The organism is Brucella sp. NBRC 113783 (genome assembly GCF_040372265.1).
In the GTDB taxonomy this organism is placed as follows: domain Bacteria; phylum Pseudomonadota; class Alphaproteobacteria; order Rhizobiales; family Rhizobiaceae; genus Brucella; species Brucella teleogrylli.
In genome coordinates this window covers 55,390-74,152 of the sequence record NZ_BAABRX010000004.1, presented here as the reverse complement: position 1 = coordinate 74,152, position 18,763 = coordinate 55,390, and the positions used below count along the sequence as shown (strand labels likewise).

The following is an 18,763-nucleotide window of genomic DNA, read 5'->3' as shown; positions in this document are numbered from 1 at the left end:
AACCAACAGAATGGGGCAGCCTGACGCGGCCCTGGTGTCTGAAGAAACAGTCATTTTGCCTCCTGAAACGAAAGCGGTCCGGCGAGATGCCGGGCCGTAGGGTGGAAGGGGATGGAAAGCGGGGAGACTGACGCCGCCCCGCCGGTGCGCGTCACTCGGCGGCGACCAAGGCCACCGGGTCGTCGTCGGTCTCGGCCGCATCCTCGTCGTCACCGGCGAGGAAGTCGGGCAGCGCCACGCCGTCCTCGTCCTGATCGCCCCCGCCGTCCATGGCCGCCGCGTCCATGGCGGGGCGCAGCGGTTCGGGCAGCCAGCCGGTATCGGCCAGAAGCCGTTCGGCCTCCTTCGCCATGTCGCCCTTCTTGAGATGCGCGATGAGATCGGCGGCGCGATCGCCGGCGCCCTCGCGCACCGCGTCAAGGATGCGGGCCTTGGTCACGCGACCCAGGTAGTTCTCGACCGTGGGCCTCCAGCCCGCTTCGACAAGATCGAGGCCCGTGGCCTGGGCCAGCCGTTCGGCCTCGGCCATACGACGGTCGAGACCGTGCTGCGAGATGCCGTTCCCCGAATAGGGGTTGGGCCGCTCGTAGAGCGCGTTGACGCCGAAGCTGATGCAATGGGCGAGCAGGGCCAGGCGGCTGGCATGGTCGAGGCCGTTGATCCATCCCCAGAGCCGGTCGTCATCACCGGAGGGAATGTCACCCCGCCAGGCGTCCGCGCGCTCGTCGATCATCTTCGCGGCTTCACTGTCCGCGAGCCCGGTCGCGTCGGCCGGGAGATAGACATGACGCACGGCGGCATAGAGGCTCGTTCCCGCAGTGGAAGTGCGCTCGAAGGTATCGAGAACGAGCTTGTGCAGCAGGGCCGTCATGGCGACGTGCGGATTCTCGGCGAGCGCATTGCGCAGCGCCAGCGTCCGCCAGGCGGTCAGGTCTGTCACCAACCGCTCGGGCAGCGGCTTGACGGCATCGTCCTCCTCCTCGTCGTCGCCCTCCGGGACCGGCTCGCCGCCGACGGTGATGACGGCACGCTGAACGGCATCAGGATCGGACGGGTCGGCACCTTCTCCGGCATCCTCGCCATCGACGGCTTCGGGTTGCTCGTCCTCGGAGCGGACGTAGCCGCTGCTGACGATCAACTCGCCCTCGCGGCCGATGCTGACGAAAACACCGGCACGGGCGATGTCTTCCGGCGCGAAGGTGACGGGCCGGTTCTCGAAGGCTTCCAGTTCGGCTTCGATTTCCCCGAGCCGCTGATCGACCTCATCGGGCAGGTCATCGGCTTCGGCATACTGCGCTTCGAGTTCATCAAACTCATCGCGCAAAGCCTCGCGAGTGGCGCGCTCCTCGTCGGTCAGGTCCCGGGTCACGCCGACCAGCCTGCGCAGGCCGTTGGTGTGGCCGTAGGGAAGCTCGACCGCCGCGTCGATCCACTTCCAGCCCTGACCGGCGATCTCGTCGGCGACGGCGCGCAGCTTCTCGTCGACCAGGCGGTCGAGGAGCGTGACGTCCTGCAACCAGCCGCCGTTCTCGTCGGAGAAGAGATCGCGCAGCACCGGACCGCCCGCCGCTTCATAGGCGTCAACGCCGATGAAAAGGGCGCGCTTGTCGGCCGCCGGAACCGTGGTCTCGGTCAGCATGTTACGGATCTGCCAGGGTTCTTTCTGCCAGGAGCTACTCACGCGCTCCCAGACCTGTTGCTGGCGTTCGTGGTCGGGATTGACGGTGAAGGCTTCCAGCATCGCCAGCGTCATTTCGTTGCGCGCATAGGCATCGTGCAGGGACGGCGCGACCGTCGCGAGGCGAAGGCGCTGCATGATGTAGTGCGGCGTGGTCCTCCATGCGTCGGCGATCTCCTCTTTCGACATGCCCATGTCGAACATCCGCTTGAACGCCTTGAACTGGTCGAGCGGATGCAGGGCGAGGCGCAGCAGGTTCTCCGCCAGCGAGTCGTCAACGGCCGAGGTCCTGGCGTCGGCCTTCTTGACGATGCAGGGGACGAGACCGTCTGCCGGGAAGCGGCCGGCCTCGACGAGGCGCGCGATGGATCTGTAGCGGCGACCGCCGGCCGGGGTCTCGAAATCGCCGGTCTCAACGCCGTCCTCATCGAGAATGGCGCGGACATTGAGGCCCTGCACGAGATCCTCGCGCCGGTCGATGTCGTGGGTAAGTTCGTCCAGACCGGCCTCGACGTCGATCTCGCGAGCATTGCTGTCCGAGAGGCTGATCCGGTTGAACGGAATGTCCCGCGCTCGTGAAAAGACGATCATTGCAGGGGTGGACTTCTTCTTGGCGGCTTTTGCCATCGTGGTATCTCCGCGACGGGCGCCGAGAGCCTCTCTCTCGACCTCCAACCCGTCACGAAGCGAAGCGCCGCCCTCTTACTCTAGAGGGCAGCGCCACCGAACCGACGCCGCATTATCGCGGAACCGCAAACCCGCTTCCGATCAGTCTGCCTCGGCGACCTCCTGCGCGGATGGGTAGTCCCGCCAGTCGAAGACCGTTGCCGGGCCGTGATCCGCATGTTGAAGGGCGCCTTCCACGAACGAATGCTGCGGGTCGAACTGCTCATAGAAGGCATCGATCGCGGCCTCCGCATCTTCGGCTTCGACCTCCTGGACGAAGCAGACCCACATCGCCCGCCGCTGGCGAACGAAGTAGCGGTTGGTGGCGGGGATGCACTCGAACACTTCGTTGATCTCACCGTCCATCCCAGCGTTCTCGAATTGCTCGACGGCATGGTCGCGGTCCTCGGCATCGCAAACCCAGGACTCGTTTTGGAGCCGTAGCAGACGAGGAATATTTTCAGGTAGCTTCGCGATCGCGCCGTGGTCATGAGGCTTTCTCCGTGACAGGCCGCCGCGAGCCATTCTCCCGGCATCAAACCCGTCACGACCCGAGGCGCCGCCCTCTGCCTTCAGAGAGACGGCGCTACGAGCCGGAAAGTCATGAAGCCGCAAATCCGGCTCCGCATGTCGGCGGGTTTCAGGCGGCCTAGACCCCGCACATGCCCTCGCATTCATTCGGCCAGAGATCGAGCTGGCCATGATCGGCTGCCGTCGAAAGATCGGCCTGATCGAGCGGAACGGCGGAGCGATGAAGATAGACCTCGCCGAGAATGCCCCTGAAGCCGGTGCGGATGGGCGATCTCAACCAGGCGAGGTGCTCATAGACGGCCTTCGGCTCCCAGCCCGTGTCGGCGAAGATCGCGCAATCGGGCATGGGACCGATCTCACCGTGCGCGGCCATCAGGGCGAGCATGGTGGACTGGACGCCGGCGCCAAGGCTGAGGACGCGCAACCGGATGGAGGCCGCCTGCGCAGGATCGGGCGCGAAGCCGGGGAAAGCGAGCGCGTTCATCACGCTGCCTCCCGCTCGTCGCCAGTCGCACCTAGACCGCCGGTGTCCGGCAGGAAGCCGAGCAGCCAGTCGGCGGCCTTGCTCGCCTGCGAGGCGGCGCGGACGATGGCGCGGTTGTCCTCGCGCAGCACTTCCAGCCAGGAACCGATGTAATCCGCGTGGCGCACGGTCGGCACGATGCCGAGCGTCGCGCAGCAGAAGGCCGCGGTGATCTCGGCCACCAACTCCTCGAAAGCGTATTTCTTCGTGCCGAAGGAACCGGAGAAATCGCGGGCGAGGCGCGACGGATGGCCTGTCGCGTGCCCCATCTCGTGCAGCGCCGTCCGGTGCCAGTTGATCGGCTCGAAATAGGCTTGCGGCGGCGGTACCATCACGAAGTCCTGCGACGGGACGTAGAAGGCGCGATTGCCCCCGATCCGGAAGTCGATGCCGGTGGCCCGGATCAACGCCTCGACCTGGGGCTCGATCAGGCCCGGCGGAGGCGGCGGTGCGACAGCCGCGATCTCCTCGGGCAGTCCCTCGCACTGGGCCGCGTTGAAGACGGTGAACCGCTTCAGGAACGGGATTTTCCCCGGTTCCTCGCCGCTCTCGCGGGCACGGCGCTTCTCGTCCTCGGGGGTGAAGCGGTCGGCATAGACGACGGTGGTGCCGCGCTCACCCTTGCGGACATTGCCGCCGAGGGCCGCCGCCTGCCGATAGGTGAGCCAGCCCTGACCGGGGAATCCATGCTGGATCACCGCGCCCCAGAGGATCAGGATGTTGATCCCGCTATAGGCCCGGCCGGTGCTGGCGTTCTTCGGCAGGCCGAGCGGCGCCTGCACCGTGGACGAGCCCCAGGGTTGGACCCAGGGGAACTGCCCGGCCTCCAGCTCGGCGATGATCTTGCCGGTGATTTCGTCATAGAGGTTCGTCCGGTCCGAGCCGGAACGGGGGGTGCGGTCATGTCTCGACATCGCGGTTCTCCGCGACGGGCGCCGGAGACCCTTCTCCAGCCCTCAACCCGTCACGGCAAACCCCATCCGCACTCTCACTCTAAAGGGGGCGTTGCGGGGTCTCCCCGCAGAAGAGGGTGCGCCGGCAACGCAGTGCCGGCCAGGGGGAAGGCTTTCCCCCACCCGGATCATATTGGTGACGAGCGTTTGACGGCAGGAACGATGACGCAAGCTGCTTCAAACATTGATCCAGAGGCGCAAACCGCCTTCGGTGCTGGCTTTTCGGAAATGAATCTGGGGATATGATTGATGAAGCGGATCTGGGACGTGGGGCTGGAAGATTGCTGACGCAGTATGACCAACGCATCGCCGCATGGCGGGATGCCTTTCAGGATGAAACAACGGGCATCCACCGAACCATTCAGGATCTTCTCTGGAACTACGCCGCCTTTCGCACGACGGTCCGTATCGTTCGTCTCGCAAATGATAAAAGAGGTGCCAGACCGCCGCTGAATCAGATGATTTTCAACCTTGTTTCCGAGGGCTTCTGGTCAGGCTTGCTTCTTGGCACCCGCCGCCTTCTGGACAAAGCCCCGATAAATGGCCCCAAGGGGGTTTACTCGATCCGGTCCGTCGTCAGCGACGTGGGAGCGAGCCGAGGCTGGCTGAACCGGCAAATCTACGTCGAGAACGTGCTCAACGCGCATTACGATCTTGATCGCCTGCTTCAGGAGCAACACGACAGTCTCGCCGCCGCCAAGGGCCGTCCCGTCTGGGGCGATCCTGAACTTATGAAGAGCGAGGCCGCGCATCGGCATTTCGATGCCTTGAGCGGCGTTTCGCCATCAGAGCGCAGCCCCGGCGATCTGATCTCGCCCACGGTTCTCGCCAAGATCGAAGCCCGGCTTACCGACCTCGACCGGATAGCCGAGCATGTGAGTTCGCACGTTGCTCACGCCGGGAACAAGCAAAGCCGGCAGAACAAGGAGCTTGGTGATTTCGACATCCGCGACGCGCAAGAAACACTCAAACGGCTAAAGGAAGTCGCTGATCTGGTCGGAGTCTGGTTCGCAAATGAAGGCGGAGCGGGGCTCGCTACATATCTCGGCGACCAGTTTGACGGCCTCGATCATGCTGTTGTTGATACCAGTGATCTGGCCGATCTCGCAGATCAATGGCAATTGATCGACAGGGAAATCGCCGGATGGTCGATCGGGCCCGAAGATATGTGACAGTTCCGGTCGCTTGCCAGGTTGTTGTTAGCCGCCGATAGCCTATCAACACTACCGGCTTCTGGAGCCGCTGTTCCCGGTCGAAAAAGGTGTGCGACTTCTTGGCGTGACGCTATCCTCACTGGAGGCAGAAAGGGGCGAAGATGTCGTCCGGCAACTCAGCCTGGGGACTGCCGGGCCTGTGGAAACCGAACGGGAGTGGCCGGATGAAGCGGCGGGACGAGGAGAGGATTGCGGCCCAACTCGCCAAGGCGATGGCCATGATCTGCGTTCGCAACACCATGCTGGAAAACCTCCATGCAGGGCGGGTGCCGGTAACGAGGACAGGAGACTTCTCCGATGTTTTCGTCGTTGACGCGGACGGCCAGCACATCCCCTGGGCAGAGGTATCGCGGCTCGACGACGACGAGATGCGCGATCTCATGCGCAGGTGGTCAATCGACTCTATACGTTCCAAATCTGTTTCGGGGAGCCTGAGTTTCAGGCGTTCGTGGACCGCTGGCTCGGCGTCGCACGCAAATGGGACGAACCCGTTCTTGATCCCGGCCTGCCGGGGATCATTCCCCCGGACGCAGCGGATTGACGAACTCCAGCCCGGCAAAGTCCTTCTCGTTGTCCGTAACCACAATGCAGTCGTTTGCACCTGCGACAGACGCGATGATCATGTCGAGAGCGCTGCGCGGGCGACCAGCGGCCTTGCCGTCCGCCATCAACCGCGCCCAGATCAGACCGGCCCTGTCGTCGAACGAGAGAATGCGGCCAGCGAACAGTTCCTGCGGCCCCTCCGGTCCCGAAAACCAGGCATCGAGAGCATCGCGCTTCTTGCCGCGTGGCTTTTCGAGAACGCCACGCCGAATTTCTGCGATGGTCAACGAGGCGACGAACAGGTTTTCGTCGCGTTGCTCCGCCCACCACGCCAGTAGCGATTCCGACGGCTGCGGCTTGACGATGTTGCTGAGGATGTTCGTATCGAGGAGGTAGCGCGTCACAGGTCGACCCGGCGCCCTTCCTCGCGCGGGCGCGACAGATCGAGATCGGCGCCGACCAGAGGCGAGCGGCGCAAGGCCGACAGGATGTCCCCAGATTTCGGCGGCTCGCCGGCAACCAGAGCCTTGACGGTCTGCCGGGCTTCTTCCGCTTCCGGCCCCTCCTCGGCCAGATGCCGGGCAAGCGACCGGATCAGTTCGCGGTCGGATTCCAATGCCAAGACCTCAAAGCGCTTGAAGCCACGCTGCGTCAGGCGTGTCCGGTAATTCTCGATCGCTCTCTTCTGTGCGGCATTGCTCATGGCCGGCCTCCGTGTTATATATCCTGACATATAGCCGATGTTGGCCTTGTAAACAAGGGATGTCAGCGATGCCGCGAGACTCGCACCACAGGCCAATTGTGCAGAAGAATACTGCGCGTTCCCGCCAGTATTTTCCATATGCTGCGGCACGCCATGCTTCGCCCGAGCGCGACAACGCCGCCGTTGTCGCCCCGGCCGCCGCCAATTATACGGCTTTGATTTCAGTTGCTTACGTCAGAAACGACGGGGATGCTGCAAGTTATGACCTTGCGAGCCCCCGGAAACAAATCCAAGATGACTGGAAGCGAGCGCGAAGCGCTGCTCGAATCTCTGTTGCTGGAAGAGCCGGAGCTGACGTTCACATCGCGGGGCGATCCCGATCCACGTCTTCTGCGTCTGGTCGATTTCCTGGCTCGTCAGGCGGCGCGGGAGTGCTACGCCGAGGAAGTTCACATCATGAAGCGGCGGAGGAAGCGCACCTCCTGATGCTTCGGGGAGAAGTGCATTGAAGGTCGCGATTTACGCCCGCTATTCGTCCGACAACCAGCGCGAGGCGTCCATCGCCGACCAGTTCCGCATGTGCCGCCTGCGGGCCGAGAAGGAAGGCTGGACGGTGGTCGAGGAATATTCCGACCACGCCATCTCCGGCTCCAGCATGATCCAGCGTCCCGGCATCCAGGCGCTGATCGTGGATTCCACGCGAGGCCGGTTCGACATGATCCTGGCCGAGGCACTGGACCGGATCAGCCGTGACCAGGAGGACATCGCCGGCATCTACAAGCGCATGCGCTATGCGGACGTGAAGATGTTCACCCTGTCCGAGGGTGAGATCAGCGAGCTACATGTCGGGCTCAAGGGCACGATGAATGCGCTGTTCTTGAAAGATCTGGCCGACAAGACCCGACGTGGACAACGCGGCCGCGTCGAGGCCGGCAAGTCCGGCGGCGGCAATTCCTACGGCTATGACGTGGTGAAGAAATTCGATGCCAACGGTGAGCCGATCCGGGGCGACCGCACCATCAACGAAGCGCAGGCCGCGGTCGTGCGCCGCATCTTCCGAGACTATGCGGCTGGCAAGTCAGCCAAGACCATCGCCTTCGCCCTGAACAGGGACCATATCCCCGCGCCATCAGGCGGCGACTGGGGCTTCAGCACCATCAACGGTAATCCGAAACGCGGGAACGGCATCCTCAACAACGAGATGTATGTCGGCAAGATCGTCTGGAACCGCCAGCGCTTCATCAAAGACCCCGATACCGGCAAGCGTCAAGCACGGCCCAACCCGGAATCGGAATGGGTCATTCAGGAAGCGCCCGAGCTGCGCATCCTCGATGACGACCTCTGGAACGCCGTGAAAGCCCGTCAGGGCGAAATGCGGACCGAACGGGACGAGAGCGGCGCAGCCGACGTCAGCAAGATGAACTATCGGCGCCGACCGAAGTATCTGTTCTCCGGCCTAACGAGATGTGCCTGCTGCGGTGGTGGCTATTCCGCGATTTCTGCAACTCTCATTGGCTGCTCGACGGCGCGCAACAAGGGCACCTGCGACAACCGGGTCAACATCCGCCGCGATGAACTGGAATCCCGCGTGCTGAACGCGCTTCGCACCCGGCTTGTCGATCCTGAACTGTTCGCCCGCTTCTGCGAGGTATTCACGAAGGAGATGAACCGACTGCGTATGGAAGGACGCGCGGGGATCGCCTCAGCCGAAGCCGAGATCGCACGGATCGACCGGGAACTCGACACACTGCTCAACCTGATCCTCAAGGGCGGCGCAGCCGACGCGATCAACGCAAAGATGGTGCGGCTGGAACAGCGCAAGAAGGAATTGGCGCTGTTCCTGGCCGAAGCGGAAGAACCGCCTCCCCTCCTGCATCCGTCAATGGCGCTGCAATACCGGGCTCGGGTGCAGCAGCTTTATGAGGCACTTCAAGGTGACGACGAGGCGCAGCGGATCGAGGCGGCGGACATCCTGCGCTCGCTGGTGGACAAGATCGTGCTGACGCCGGTGGATGGGAAGGTGGAGATCGACGTTCAGGGCGATCTCGCTGGAATCCTTATGATTTCCGCACAAACGAAAAACCCCGCCGGAGAGCGGGGTGGATCGCAATTAAAGATGGTTGCGGGGGCACGCAACCCCCGATACTTACACTCGCTCGCCGTCCCTATTTGAAATTGGCGTCAGGCCGGCAGCACGACGCTGAAGTACAGCTCGAATTCCTCGCGTTCCGTTAACGCTACAACTGCGCCGCTTGCGCGAGTCGCCAAGTGGCCTTCAAGCGCTGCGATTACAAAGATCTATTGCATCCGCAACGCTTGCGACACGTCATTTGCTAGGCGTCAAGGCAGCGGCCCGAAGCAGCAGCATTGCTACCAAGACCATCGCAACCGCCGTGGCTCCCACAGGAAGGAGACCCTCGGTAATGAACGGGGCTACCAAGCCTGTGCCTGCAGCAGCGGAGACAAGGATGGCCACCACGACAATCGCAGCTCCACGGGCATCATCGCCATGGGCCGCAATGACTGCGCGGTAGAAGCCAGCGGGGCCTCGTAGACCGAGCCCGATGTTGAACGGGATGAACAGAAGCGTCACTGTCCATGGTTCAGTTCTGCCGATGAACGCAAGGCCAAGAATACCGACCGCGCTTCCCAGGGCGAGCCAGCTTCCGGCCCATAACACGGTTTCTGTACCCCATTTTGCGAGCGCACGACTTGAGAGATTGGCGGCTATCATGAAGGCAGCGATGCCGGCTGCCTGCATAATGATGAAGTCTGTCAGGCTGGCGCCAAGAGCGCCGACAAATACCGATGGCGACGCAAATACGATGACCAAAAGGCCACCGAGAGTGAGCGCATGCGACAAAGCATAGCGGATGAACTCTCGATTGCGCAGCAGTAGTAGATAGCTACCTGACTGTTGCGCCCTTTGTTGTACGGCCAAATCTCTCCCAAAGCACGCGGCGCATAATGCAAGCAGTAGCGCCACTGCCGCTATCGCCACGAAGGAGATGGGCCAACCGCCGAAATTAAGTAGCCACAATCCTACGATCGGCGCCAAGGCCGGCGCGAGGGCTTCAATAGAGCTTAGCAAGCCCAGAGCGGACACACTGTTTTCGTCGCCGTAAAGCTTGCGGATCATCCCCGGCGCGAATACAGCCGCGGCCGATCCGGCTGCACCTTGAAAAAAACGCGTGGTAACTAGGAATTCTAGAGTTGAACTGCACGCTCCAATTGCAGACGTCATCGCATAAAGAAGAAGCGACCCCACGAGTAGTATGCGCTGATTGTAGCGCGCGCCGAGAGTCCCAAAAGCGATCAGCCCAAAAGCTGACCCAAGCACAAAAGCAGCTAGTACATATTGAGCGCGTTCAGCGGTCGTATTTAGTGCTGACGGCAAGGAGGGAACCGCTGGCAGAATAAGATCGGTACCCGCAATACCGATTAGGGTGCTGGCCACTATAATAGTGAATGCCGCGCGACGGCGCGCGCTCGATTGATCCGAATTCATATTGATTGTCTCGTCTTCACCGCACTATTTGGAAAGCACAGCAGAGTGCTTTTGAGCGGCGTCTGGATTGCACAAAAGGCTGCGGCCAAAAGGCCTCAGGGGTCCAGGACAGAGATCAATCCGAGACGCCCCGCTTCAGCGGGGCAAATCAGGCGACTAGGGGCAATCCGTTCTTCATGATGAGGTCTGTAACACAAAGAGACGCAAGCGGCAATTGCTCGGGAACAAAGCTATTGCCAACAACGAAACCAGTTTCCGGTATTCCTTTTTCGGCGCAAGAATGACGTTTATATGGATCGAGGCAAGCAGTTTTGTCCGGAGCAGATTTGGTGTTTGCTTTTCAGAGCAGTTATCAGGCTACGCACGTCAACAACAAAGATACCTCCTGAACGACGCTACCGGCATTTCATGTGCCACTGGTGCAATAGGCGCGGAACCCTCCTTGGTGCGCAGACAAAATCCGAGCATCGAGAAGCCGGAATTATGCGAATCATGGAGGGAGATCGGCGGCCAGTAGCGTGCCGCATTTGCGCCTACGCGCTGACGGCACCCCTACGGGGAAAGGGGGTGCCGTGATGACAGCAATCAGCTTGTCGTCCGTTTTGCCTTGGCGAATCCGCGATCGGTCGCGACGAAGCGCTCCAGCATCGGTACGATCAGCTTGGCAGGCTCAATCGGCGTGCCGCCCTCGGCGAGAAGACGGCCGTATTCGGTGAGATCACGGTGAAGCGCTGCGGGCAGCTCCACCGTGATCTTGACGGGTTTGTCATTGGCGATGGGGCCGAGTTTCAGCTTGGTCATGGTCATCCTCTGTATGGTTCGAGTATCAAATCCTTCGTGACGATGACGCGGACCGGGAAGCCAGGTCGGATGGTCAGCGTTGGCGCGACCTGCAACTGGCGCTGGACGATCTGCTGACCGGCCTGATTGATGGTGTCCTGCGCGCCGTCGCGGATGGCGCGGATCAGGCGGTCATTGTCGTCGGTGGCGAGTTCCGCGCCGATGCCGAGCAAGGTCGAGAGCGCGGCGACCTTGGCGAGATCCCACCAGTGATAATCGACGCCATCCTCAATGCCGGCATAGCCCTGCGTGTCCGAGCCCGGCTGGCGCTCGAGAACGATCGAGCGACCATTCGGCATGATGAGCCGGTTCCAGACGAGCAGGACGCGGCGTTGCCCGAACTGGACGCTGTTGTCGTACTGGCCGATGAGCCGCGTTCCCTGCGGCACGAGCAGGACGCTGCCGGTCGGGCTGTCGTAGATGTTCTCCGTGACCTGCGCGATGATCTGGCCGGGAAGATCGGAACGGATGCCGGTGATGAGCGCGGCCGAGATGACGGCGCCGGCCTGAAGCACGAAGGGCGACGCCGGCGGCGTGACGCGATCGGGCGTGACGGTGCGGCGGTCGGCCGCCGCGTTGATGAACGCAAGCTGCTTGTCCTGCGCGGTCGGCTGCCCCGCCGCGCTGGCTGGATCAAAACCGGCAAGACCCGGCATAGCCCCCGGCGTCGCGGCCGTCGCTCCCTGTCTCGACTGGAAGAAGACGGTGCTGAGGCGCGCGGCCTCTTCCTCGGCGCGGCGGCGCTGCTCGGCCTCGTCAACGCCGGGCGTCGGAACGACGGGCGGCACGACAGGCTGGCCGGCATTCTGCGCGGACAGGATCGGACCACCGAGATCGCCCGGCAGCGCCGGACCGAGGACCGGGCCGGTATAGTCGCGCGGCAGACCGGCGAGACCATCGGCGGTCTGGCGATTGGCGGTCGAATAGAGTTCTTCCCCGCCATCGCCGGGACCGCGTGTCTGGAGCGCATAGATCAGCGCCCCGCCGATGCCAACCAGGGCGATGGCGGCGACGCTGGCGAGCATCTTGCGTGACAGGCGCGTGACGCGGGGCGCTTCGGCACGCAGGCGCATGGGAGCGGCGTTGGTTTCGGAATCGGTCATGACTGCGGCCTCCCGTCGGTGCGGACGATCCTGACGGTCTGCTGCTTGTCGCCGCTGCCGAGGCGAAGTTCGGCCGCGCCGAACAGACGATCGACGATCAGGATGTGGTGATAGATGCGGCTGTTGACGATCTGCGCTTCGCCATCCGGGCCGAGTACGAAGATCGGCGGCATCTCGCCCTGAACGATGCCGCGCGGGAATTCGACATAGACGTGGCGGCCATCGTCATAAACGGCGAGCGGCTTCCACGGCGGATTGCTGCCGGTGAGGCCATAGCGATAGATGCGCGCGGCGACGGCGGGAATGACCGGCGTTGCCGGAACGGCCTGCCGTCCGCTTCCGGGCTGTTGCGGATAGGCCCAGGACACGGCCGGCATATAGGGCTTCTCGCCGGAGCGAAGCTCCAGCATGTAGGTGCGCCGGTCGGTGGTGATGACGAGGTTCGTGGTGATGTCGGTGCGTGTCGGCTTCACCAGCACATGGACACGGCGGCTGACGCCAGAGCCGGATTCGGTGTCGCCGATGATCCAGCGGGCGGTATCGCCCGCCGCGATCGGACCCGCGCCGGTCAGGCTCTCACCGGGTTCGAGCGCGATATTGGTGATCTGGCCGGGAGCGGCATAAACCTGAAACAACGCGCCGTCGCTCCACGGATAGACCTGAATGGCATTGTAGTAACCCTCACGGCGCGGCTGGACGCGGGCGGCGGCATTGGCGTTCTCGACGCGGCCGGTCGCCGTGCTGGCAGTCTGGCCGCCGCGTGCGACCGTCCAGGCCGGAGGAACATGTAGCGGCTTCAAGCGCTCGTCCGTCACGGCGGCGGGAATGGCCGGCAGCGGCGGCACGCTGTTGTCGTAGCTGATCTGCGGCGGCTTGGTGGAGGCGCAGCCGGCGAGCATGGTCGCCGAGAGGAGAACGGCCGCGACTGCGGGCTTGCGAACAGCCCGGTTCATTGGCCCATCTCCCGCGACCAGTTGATGGCGTTGACATAGATGCCGAGCGGATTGGCTTTCAGTCGTTCGGCATCGCGCGGCGGCTGGACGGCAATGGTGAGGATCGCGGTCCATCGCTGCGTGCCGGTGAGCTGGCCGCTCTCGAAATGCCGTTCGGTCCAGGCGACGCGGAAGCTATCGGGAGATGCCCGGATGACGCTGGAGACGTCGACGGCGATCTGCTGCTTGCCGACCTTGGTGAAGGGGTCGTTGGTGCGGGCATAGTCATTGAGCGCGCCCGCGCCGCGATCGGTGGTCCATTCATAGGCGCGAAGCCAGTTCTGCCGGACGATGATCGGATCGGCCGGGATGCTGCGCACCTGTTCAATGAAACGGCCGAGATGCCATGCGATCTGCGGATCGGTCGGGCGAAAATCCGCGACGGCCGGTGCGACGGTTTGCGCCTGGCCGAGATTGTCGACCTGCACCACCCACGGCACGACAGTCCCCTGAACGGATTGCCAGACAAGGGCGGAAGCAAAGCCGGCCGAGAGGACCAGCGAGCCGAAGGCCATGTAGCGCCAGTTCTTCGCCTGTACGCGGGCCGAGCCGATCCGATCGTCCCAGACCTGGGCGGCGCGTTGGTAGGGCGTTTCGGGTTGCGGGGTTTTGCCGTAATGCGCGGCAGGACGCTTGAAGAGGTTCATGAGCGGTCACTTTCAGAGAGGTTGACGGAAGAGCCGGAGCCGTGGCTGTCGCCCGAACGGACGGCATGGGCGGTTGTCTGGATGGTGTGACCGGACTGGCGCATCCGCTGTGCCCAGCCGGGCATTGAGCCGGTGGGCCGGGCCGAGGCGGACGCGGTTTCTTCCTCGCCGCCGACTGTTCCCATGGTCGAGGTGCCGCCGGTCACGCCGAAGCCGGATTTGACGCCATCGGAGAAGCTGGATTTGACGCTGGCCGTGGCGCGGCGCAGCGGCGACATGGCGGCGCTGCCTGCGGCGCGTCCGACGCCTCCCATGCCTGAAGCCACGCCCGCCGCGCCGGACTGGCCGAGCGAGCCAAGGCTATAGGCGGCGGAAGCTGCACCCGCCGCGGTTGCGCCGCCACGCACGGCGGCCGCGCCGGTCGAAAATGCGGCGGCACCACCTTTCGCAGCGAGGCCGGCAGCGCCAGCACCGGCCATGACCATGCCGCCAGCGGCAAGGCCGGTTCCAACGGCAGCGCCTGCGCCAAGCTGGGGACCGCCGCTCACCAGGCCGGACGCGATACCGGGACCGACAATGCCGAGACCGAGCAGCGACAGGGCGGCAAGGACGACGGCCATGGCGTCGTCGATGCTGGGGGTCGCGCCTCCGAACCCCTGGGTGAATTGCGCGAACAGCGTCGAGCCGATGCCGATGATGACGGCGAGCACTAGAACCTTGATGCCGGAGGAAATGACGTTGCCAAGCACGCGCTCGGCCATGAAGGCGGTTTTCCCGAAGAGACCGAACGGGATCAGGACGAAGCCGACCAGCGTCGATAGCTTGAACTCGATCAGCGTGACGAAGAGCTGGATGGCAAGGATGAAGAAGGCGAGGATGACCAGCGCCCAGGCAAAGAGCAGGCAGGCGATCTGGATGAAGTTCTCGAAGAAGGCGATCCAGCCCATGAGATCGGAAATGGATTCGAGCAGCGGCCGGGCCGCGTCGAGGCCGGTCTGTGCGACCTTGCCGGGCCGCATGAGATCAGCGGCCGAAAACCCGGTGCCACTGGCCTTCAGGCCGAGGCCGGCGAAGCTGTCGAAGACGATCTTCGCAAGGTTGTTCCAGTTGCCGATGAGGTAGGCGAAGACGCCGACGAACAGTGTCTTCCTCACCAGCCGCGCCATGATGTCGTCGTCAGCTCCCCATGACCAGAAGAGCGCCGCCAGCGTCACGTCGATGACGATGAGCGTGGTCGCCACAAATGCGACCTCGCCGGACAGAAGCCCGAAGCCGGAATCAATATAGCGGGTGAAGACACCCAGGAAATTGTCGATGACGCCTGCACCGCCCATGGATCAGCGCCCTTCGATCTGAGTTGGTGAGGATGGTGCGGACGAGCGGCCGAGAAAGCGGTCGCGCGTCTCCGCCCAGACGCGCAGGCATTCGCTGTCCTCGGCCGCCTTCTGGCCAAGTTGCTGGCACCGGCGCTGGCTCTCGCGCAGCGGATCGCGCGCGGGCTGTTGAAGGCTGACCGGCGCGGATGCCGGAGCCTCGTCCTTGCGGGTCATCTCGATTGCGGTCGCCGTGATGGCCACCGCGACAAATATGATTGCGCCCAGCCGGGCCAGCATCCTGCCGTCCATGACGGTGCTCCCCTTCTGGCGATCAGTTGCCGTTGTTGAACACCTGCGCGTTGCCCGGCTGATAGCCGGAGCCCGGCGTCAGGAAGCGGCGGCGCTGCTCGCGTCCCTGTTCAGCGGCGGCGGCTCGCTCTGCTTCGGTCAGCGCGCCCGCGCGCCCGTTCGCGGCAAGGAGCGCGACAAGATCGGAAAGCTGCTGCGACTGGAGGGCGAGAAGCTGGTTGCCCGCCTGCGTCGCCTGCAACGCGCCGGTCGCGCCCTGGCTCTGGCCGATCAGCGCCGACATCTGCGCGCGGTTGCTGTCGATATTGCCCACGACACCGGCTTGCACGCGCATCGCGTCCTGCAAGCCGCCGACCGTGTTCTGCCAGCGCGAGCGCGCATTGGCGACGAGTTGCTGGTCGGTGGCCGACATCGAGACGTTGCCGTATTTCTGGCTGAACATCTGGTCGATCTGCTGGACGTCGAACGCGATGTTCTGCGCCTGTCCGAGAAGCTGCTGGGTCTTCTGGACGTTCTGCTGCAAGGTCTGGAGCGCAGAGAACGGCAGGCTGGCGAGGTTCTTCGCCTGATTGATGAGCATCTGCGCTTCGTTCTGAAGCGAGGTGATCTGATGCGTGATCTGCTCCAGCGTGCGCGCCGCCGTCAGGACGTTTTGCGCATAGTTGGTCGGGTCATAGACGATGCGGCCGAAGCCGAAGGCATGGGCCTGCTGCGTCGCCAGCATGGGCGAAACAGCAAGCATCGTTGCGGCCAGGATGGCAGCGCGCGTGCGGATAGAACGAGTCTTCATGGCAGGGTCTCCTTTGCTGCGGTGGGAAAAGTCGGGATGAGATCGACCGCCCAGCTCGCGTCGCGGGCGGCGAGCCACGCGGCGAGGAACCCGTCGCGGCCGTGTTCGGCGACGAGATTCGCGATCAGGGTTTGGTCGGATTTGGAGGAAGCGGCGCAGAGCGCGAGGCCGACTTCGCTAAGGCCCAGCTCGAACAAGCGGTTGCCGCGCCGGGACTGGCAGTAGTAGTCGCGCTTGGGTGTCGCCCGCGCGAGGATCTCGATCTGCCGATCATTGAGGCCGAAGCGCCGATAGATTGCCGTGATCTGCGGTTCGATCGCGCGCTCGTTCGGCAGGAGCAGCCGCGTCGGGCAGCTCTCGATGATGGCCGGGGCGATATTGCTGCCGTCGATGTCGCTGAGCGACTGCGTGGCGAAGATGACGGAGGCATTCTTCTTGCGCAGCGTCTTCAGCCATTCGCGAAGCTGGCCGGCGAAGCCTTCGTCGTCCAGCGCCAGCCACCCTTCGTCAATGATGAGCAGCGTCGGGCGGCCGTCGAGCCGGTCGCCGATGCGGTGGAAGAGATAGGACAGGACGGCCGGAGCCGCCCCGGTTCCGACAAGCCCCTCGATCTCGAACGCCTGCACAGCGGCGCTGCCCAGATGTTCGGCCTCGGCGTCGAGCAGCCGGCCATAGGCTCCACCGACGCAGTACGGGCGCAATGCCTGCTTCAAGTCGTTGGACTGGAGCAGGACGGAAAGGCCGGTGATGGTGCGTTCTTCAACCGGCGCGGAAGCGAGCGAGGTCAGCGTCGTCCAGATATGCTCCTTGGCCTCCGGCGTGATCGGAATGCCTTCGCGCATCAAGATCGCCACGATCCAGTCGGCGGCCCAGGCGCGTTCATAGGTGTCGTGGATGCGCGCGAGCGGCTGGAGCGCGACGGAGAACTCGTCCCCCTCGGTCAGCCCGCCGCCGAGATCGTGCCAATCGCCGCCCATGGCGAGCGCGGCGGCGCGGATCGAACCGCCGAAGTCGAAGGCGAAGACTTGGCTGTTTTCATAGCGACGAAATTGGAGCGCCATCAGCGCGAGCAGGACGGACTTGCCCGCGCCGGTCGGGCCGACGACGAGCGTATGGCCGACGTCGCCGACATGTAGGGATAACCGGAACGGGGTCGAGCCTTCGGTCTTGCCATAAAGCAAGGGGGGCGCACCGAAATGCTCGTCCCGTTCCGGCCCCGCCCACACGGCAGAGAGGGGGATCATGTGGGCGAGATTGAGCGTCGAGACCGGCGGCTGGCGGACATTGGCGTAGGCATGTCCGGGGAGCGAGCCGAGCCAGGCATCGACGGCATTGACGGTTTCGACCATGGCCGTGAAGTCGCGGCCCTGAATGACCTTCTCGATGAGACGGAGCTTCTCGTCGGCTAGACGCGGATCGGCGTCCCACACCACGATCGACGCGGTGACATAGGCCATGCCGACGACATCGGCGCCCAGCTCCTGCAAGGCCATGTCGGCGTCGGCGGCCTTGTTGGCGGCATCGGTATCGACCAGCGCCGACGCCTCGTTGGTCATCACCTCCTTGAGGATCGCGGCGATCGACTTTCGCTTGGCGAACCACTGCCGCCTGATTTTGATCAGCAGCTTCGTCGCGTCGGTCTTGTCGAGCAGGATCGCGCGGGTGGACCAGCGGTACGGGAACGCCAGCCGGTTCAGATCGTCGAGCAAGCCCGGCGTGGTCGCCGTCGGGAAGCCGATGATGGTGAGGACGCGCAGATGCTCATTGCCGAGGCGCGGCTCCAGCCCACCGGTCAGCGGCTGATCGGCGAGGAGCGCATCGAGATAGACCGGCGTTTCCGGCACGCGGACGCGATGCCGGTTGGTCGAGACAGTCGAATGGAGATAGGTCAGCGTCTCGCCGTCATCGAGCCAGTCGCATTCGGGCATGAAGCCGTCGAGCAGCGCCAGCACGCGGTCAGTACGGTCGGTGAAGGCGCGCAGGATCTCATGCGGATCGACGCCGCTGCGCTCGCGGCCCTCGTATAGCCAGGTCTCGGCGCGGGCGGCTTCCTCGGCCGGCGGCAGATAGAGGAAGGTCAGATAGTAGCCGGAGACGAAGTGAACGCCTTCTTCCTCGAAATCGGCCTTGCGCTCGGCGTCGACCAGGCCGGAGGCCGGATCGGGGAATTGGTTGTCGGGATAGGTCGCGGCCTCGGAGCGCTGCGCCTCAACGAAGATGCTCCAGCCGGAGCCGAGGCGACGGAAGGCGTTGTTGATGCGGCCGGCGACGCCGACCAGCTCGGCCGCGACGGCGGAATCGAGATCGGGGCCGCGAAAGCGCGCCGTGCGCTGGAAAGAGCCGTCCTTGTTCACGACGACGCCGGGACCGACCAAAGCGGCCCATGGCAGGAAATCGGCAAGCCGGGCCGCAGTGCGGCGATATTCGGAGAGGTTCATCATGGCGGG

At 64.0% G+C, this 18,763-nt stretch carries 18 protein-coding genes; 3 read left to right on the top strand and 15 right to left on the bottom strand.

The genetic code is table 11. The features are described 5' to 3' along the window. Positions 1-151 precede the first annotated feature (151 nt). The 4 genes from ABWW11_RS14595 to ABWW11_RS14580 form a co-directional block, all read right to left on the bottom strand. Positions 152-2,305, bottom strand: a complete 2,154-nt coding sequence (locus ABWW11_RS14595; RefSeq protein ID WP_319081160.1) for a ParB/RepB/Spo0J family partition protein — start codon at positions 2,303-2,305, stop codon at positions 152-154. Positions 2,306-2,446: 141 nt separating this feature from the next. Then, positions 2,447-2,959 (bottom strand): hypothetical protein, encoded by a 513-nt coding sequence (locus ABWW11_RS14590; RefSeq protein WP_151576994.1) that lies wholly within the window; start codon positions 2,957-2,959, stop codon positions 2,447-2,449. Positions 2,960-2,993: 34 nt separating this feature from the next. Next, entirely contained in the window at positions 2,994-3,359 is a 366-nt protein-coding gene (locus ABWW11_RS14585) for a hypothetical protein (protein ID WP_151576995.1), read from the bottom strand. Beyond that, a complete protein-coding gene (locus ABWW11_RS14580) occupies positions 3,359-4,312 on the bottom strand; it encodes an ArdC family protein (protein ID WP_319081161.1) in 954 nt (317 codons plus the stop codon). Before ABWW11_RS14580 ends, ABWW11_RS14585 begins: the two co-directional genes overlap by 1 nt. Positions 4,313-4,593: 281 nt before the next feature. Between ABWW11_RS14580 and ABWW11_RS14575 the strand changes: the two genes are divergently transcribed. Beyond that, a complete protein-coding gene (locus ABWW11_RS14575; RefSeq protein WP_192800567.1) occupies positions 4,594-5,523 on the top strand; it encodes an AbiU2 domain-containing protein in 930 nt (309 codons plus the stop codon). Positions 5,524-6,080: 557 nt separating this feature from the next. On the opposite strand, the gene ABWW11_RS14570 is transcribed toward ABWW11_RS14575, so the two are convergent. Next, on the bottom strand, positions 6,081-6,512 hold the full coding sequence (locus ABWW11_RS14570) for a PIN domain-containing protein (protein ID WP_151577001.1): 432 nt from the start codon (positions 6,510-6,512) through the stop codon (positions 6,081-6,083). Continuing rightward, positions 6,509-6,811: a hypothetical protein gene (locus ABWW11_RS14565; RefSeq protein ID WP_100652683.1), complete on the bottom strand. Its 303-nt coding sequence runs from the start codon at positions 6,809-6,811 to the stop codon at positions 6,509-6,511. Before ABWW11_RS14565 ends, ABWW11_RS14570 begins: the two co-directional genes overlap by 4 nt. 294 nt (positions 6,812-7,105) lie before the next feature. Here ABWW11_RS14565 and ABWW11_RS14560 point away from each other — a divergent pair, with 294 nt between their 5' ends. Further along, entirely contained in the window at positions 7,106-7,297 is a 192-nt protein-coding gene (locus ABWW11_RS14560; RefSeq protein WP_235924422.1) for a hypothetical protein, read from the top strand. Positions 7,298-7,316: 19 nt separating this feature from the next. Beyond that, on the top strand, positions 7,317-8,984 hold the full coding sequence (locus ABWW11_RS14555) for a recombinase family protein (RefSeq protein WP_319081162.1): 1,668 nt from the start codon (positions 7,317-7,319) through the stop codon (positions 8,982-8,984). A gap of 153 nt (positions 8,985-9,137) precedes the next feature. On the opposite strand, the gene ABWW11_RS14550 is transcribed toward ABWW11_RS14555, so the two are convergent. The 9 genes from ABWW11_RS14550 to trbE all read right to left on the bottom strand — a co-directional run bounded on the left by ABWW11_RS14550 (position 9,138) and on the right by trbE (position 18,757). Further along, complete coding sequence (locus ABWW11_RS14550; RefSeq protein ID WP_313665380.1) at positions 9,138-10,319, bottom strand: MFS transporter; 1,182 nt, start codon at positions 10,317-10,319, stop codon at positions 9,138-9,140. A 585-nt stretch (positions 10,320-10,904) separates the two neighbouring features. Continuing rightward, on the bottom strand, positions 10,905-11,120 hold the full coding sequence (locus ABWW11_RS14545) for a DUF2274 domain-containing protein (protein ID WP_319081163.1): 216 nt from the start codon (positions 11,118-11,120) through the stop codon (positions 10,905-10,907). Positions 11,121-11,122: 2 nt separating this feature from the next. Further along, positions 11,123-12,262, bottom strand: coding sequence for a TraB/TrbI/VirB10 family type IV secretion system protein (locus ABWW11_RS14540; RefSeq protein ID WP_313665385.1), 1,140 nt, complete (start codon positions 12,260-12,262; stop codon positions 11,123-11,125). Next, complete coding sequence (gene trbG / locus ABWW11_RS14535) at positions 12,259-13,215, bottom strand: P-type conjugative transfer protein TrbG (protein ID WP_319081164.1); 957 nt, start codon at positions 13,213-13,215, stop codon at positions 12,259-12,261. Before trbG ends, ABWW11_RS14540 begins: the two co-directional genes overlap by 4 nt. After that, the gene (gene trbF, locus ABWW11_RS14530; protein ID WP_313665390.1) at positions 13,212-13,901 is read right to left on the bottom strand and encodes a conjugal transfer protein TrbF; all 690 of its coding nucleotides are present in this window, start codon (positions 13,899-13,901) and stop codon (positions 13,212-13,214) included. Before trbF ends, trbG begins: the two co-directional genes overlap by 4 nt. Then, complete coding sequence (gene trbL, locus ABWW11_RS14525) at positions 13,898-15,235, bottom strand: P-type conjugative transfer protein TrbL (RefSeq protein WP_319081165.1); 1,338 nt, start codon at positions 15,233-15,235, stop codon at positions 13,898-13,900. The genes trbF and trbL overlap by 4 nt, the downstream gene beginning before the upstream one ends. Positions 15,236-15,238: 3 nt before the next feature. After that, positions 15,239-15,526: a putative entry exclusion protein TrbK-alt gene (gene trbK-alt, locus ABWW11_RS14520; protein ID WP_319081166.1), complete on the bottom strand. Its 288-nt coding sequence runs from the start codon at positions 15,524-15,526 to the stop codon at positions 15,239-15,241. 22 nt (positions 15,527-15,548) lie between these two features. Continuing rightward, positions 15,549-16,316: a P-type conjugative transfer protein TrbJ gene (gene trbJ / locus ABWW11_RS14515; RefSeq protein ID WP_319081167.1), complete on the bottom strand. Its 768-nt coding sequence runs from the start codon at positions 16,314-16,316 to the stop codon at positions 15,549-15,551. After that, the gene (gene trbE, locus ABWW11_RS14510; protein WP_353410666.1) at positions 16,313-18,757 is read right to left on the bottom strand and encodes a conjugal transfer protein TrbE; all 2,445 of its coding nucleotides are present in this window, start codon (positions 18,755-18,757) and stop codon (positions 16,313-16,315) included. Before trbE ends, trbJ begins: the two co-directional genes overlap by 4 nt. Positions 18,758-18,763 lie beyond the last annotated feature (6 nt).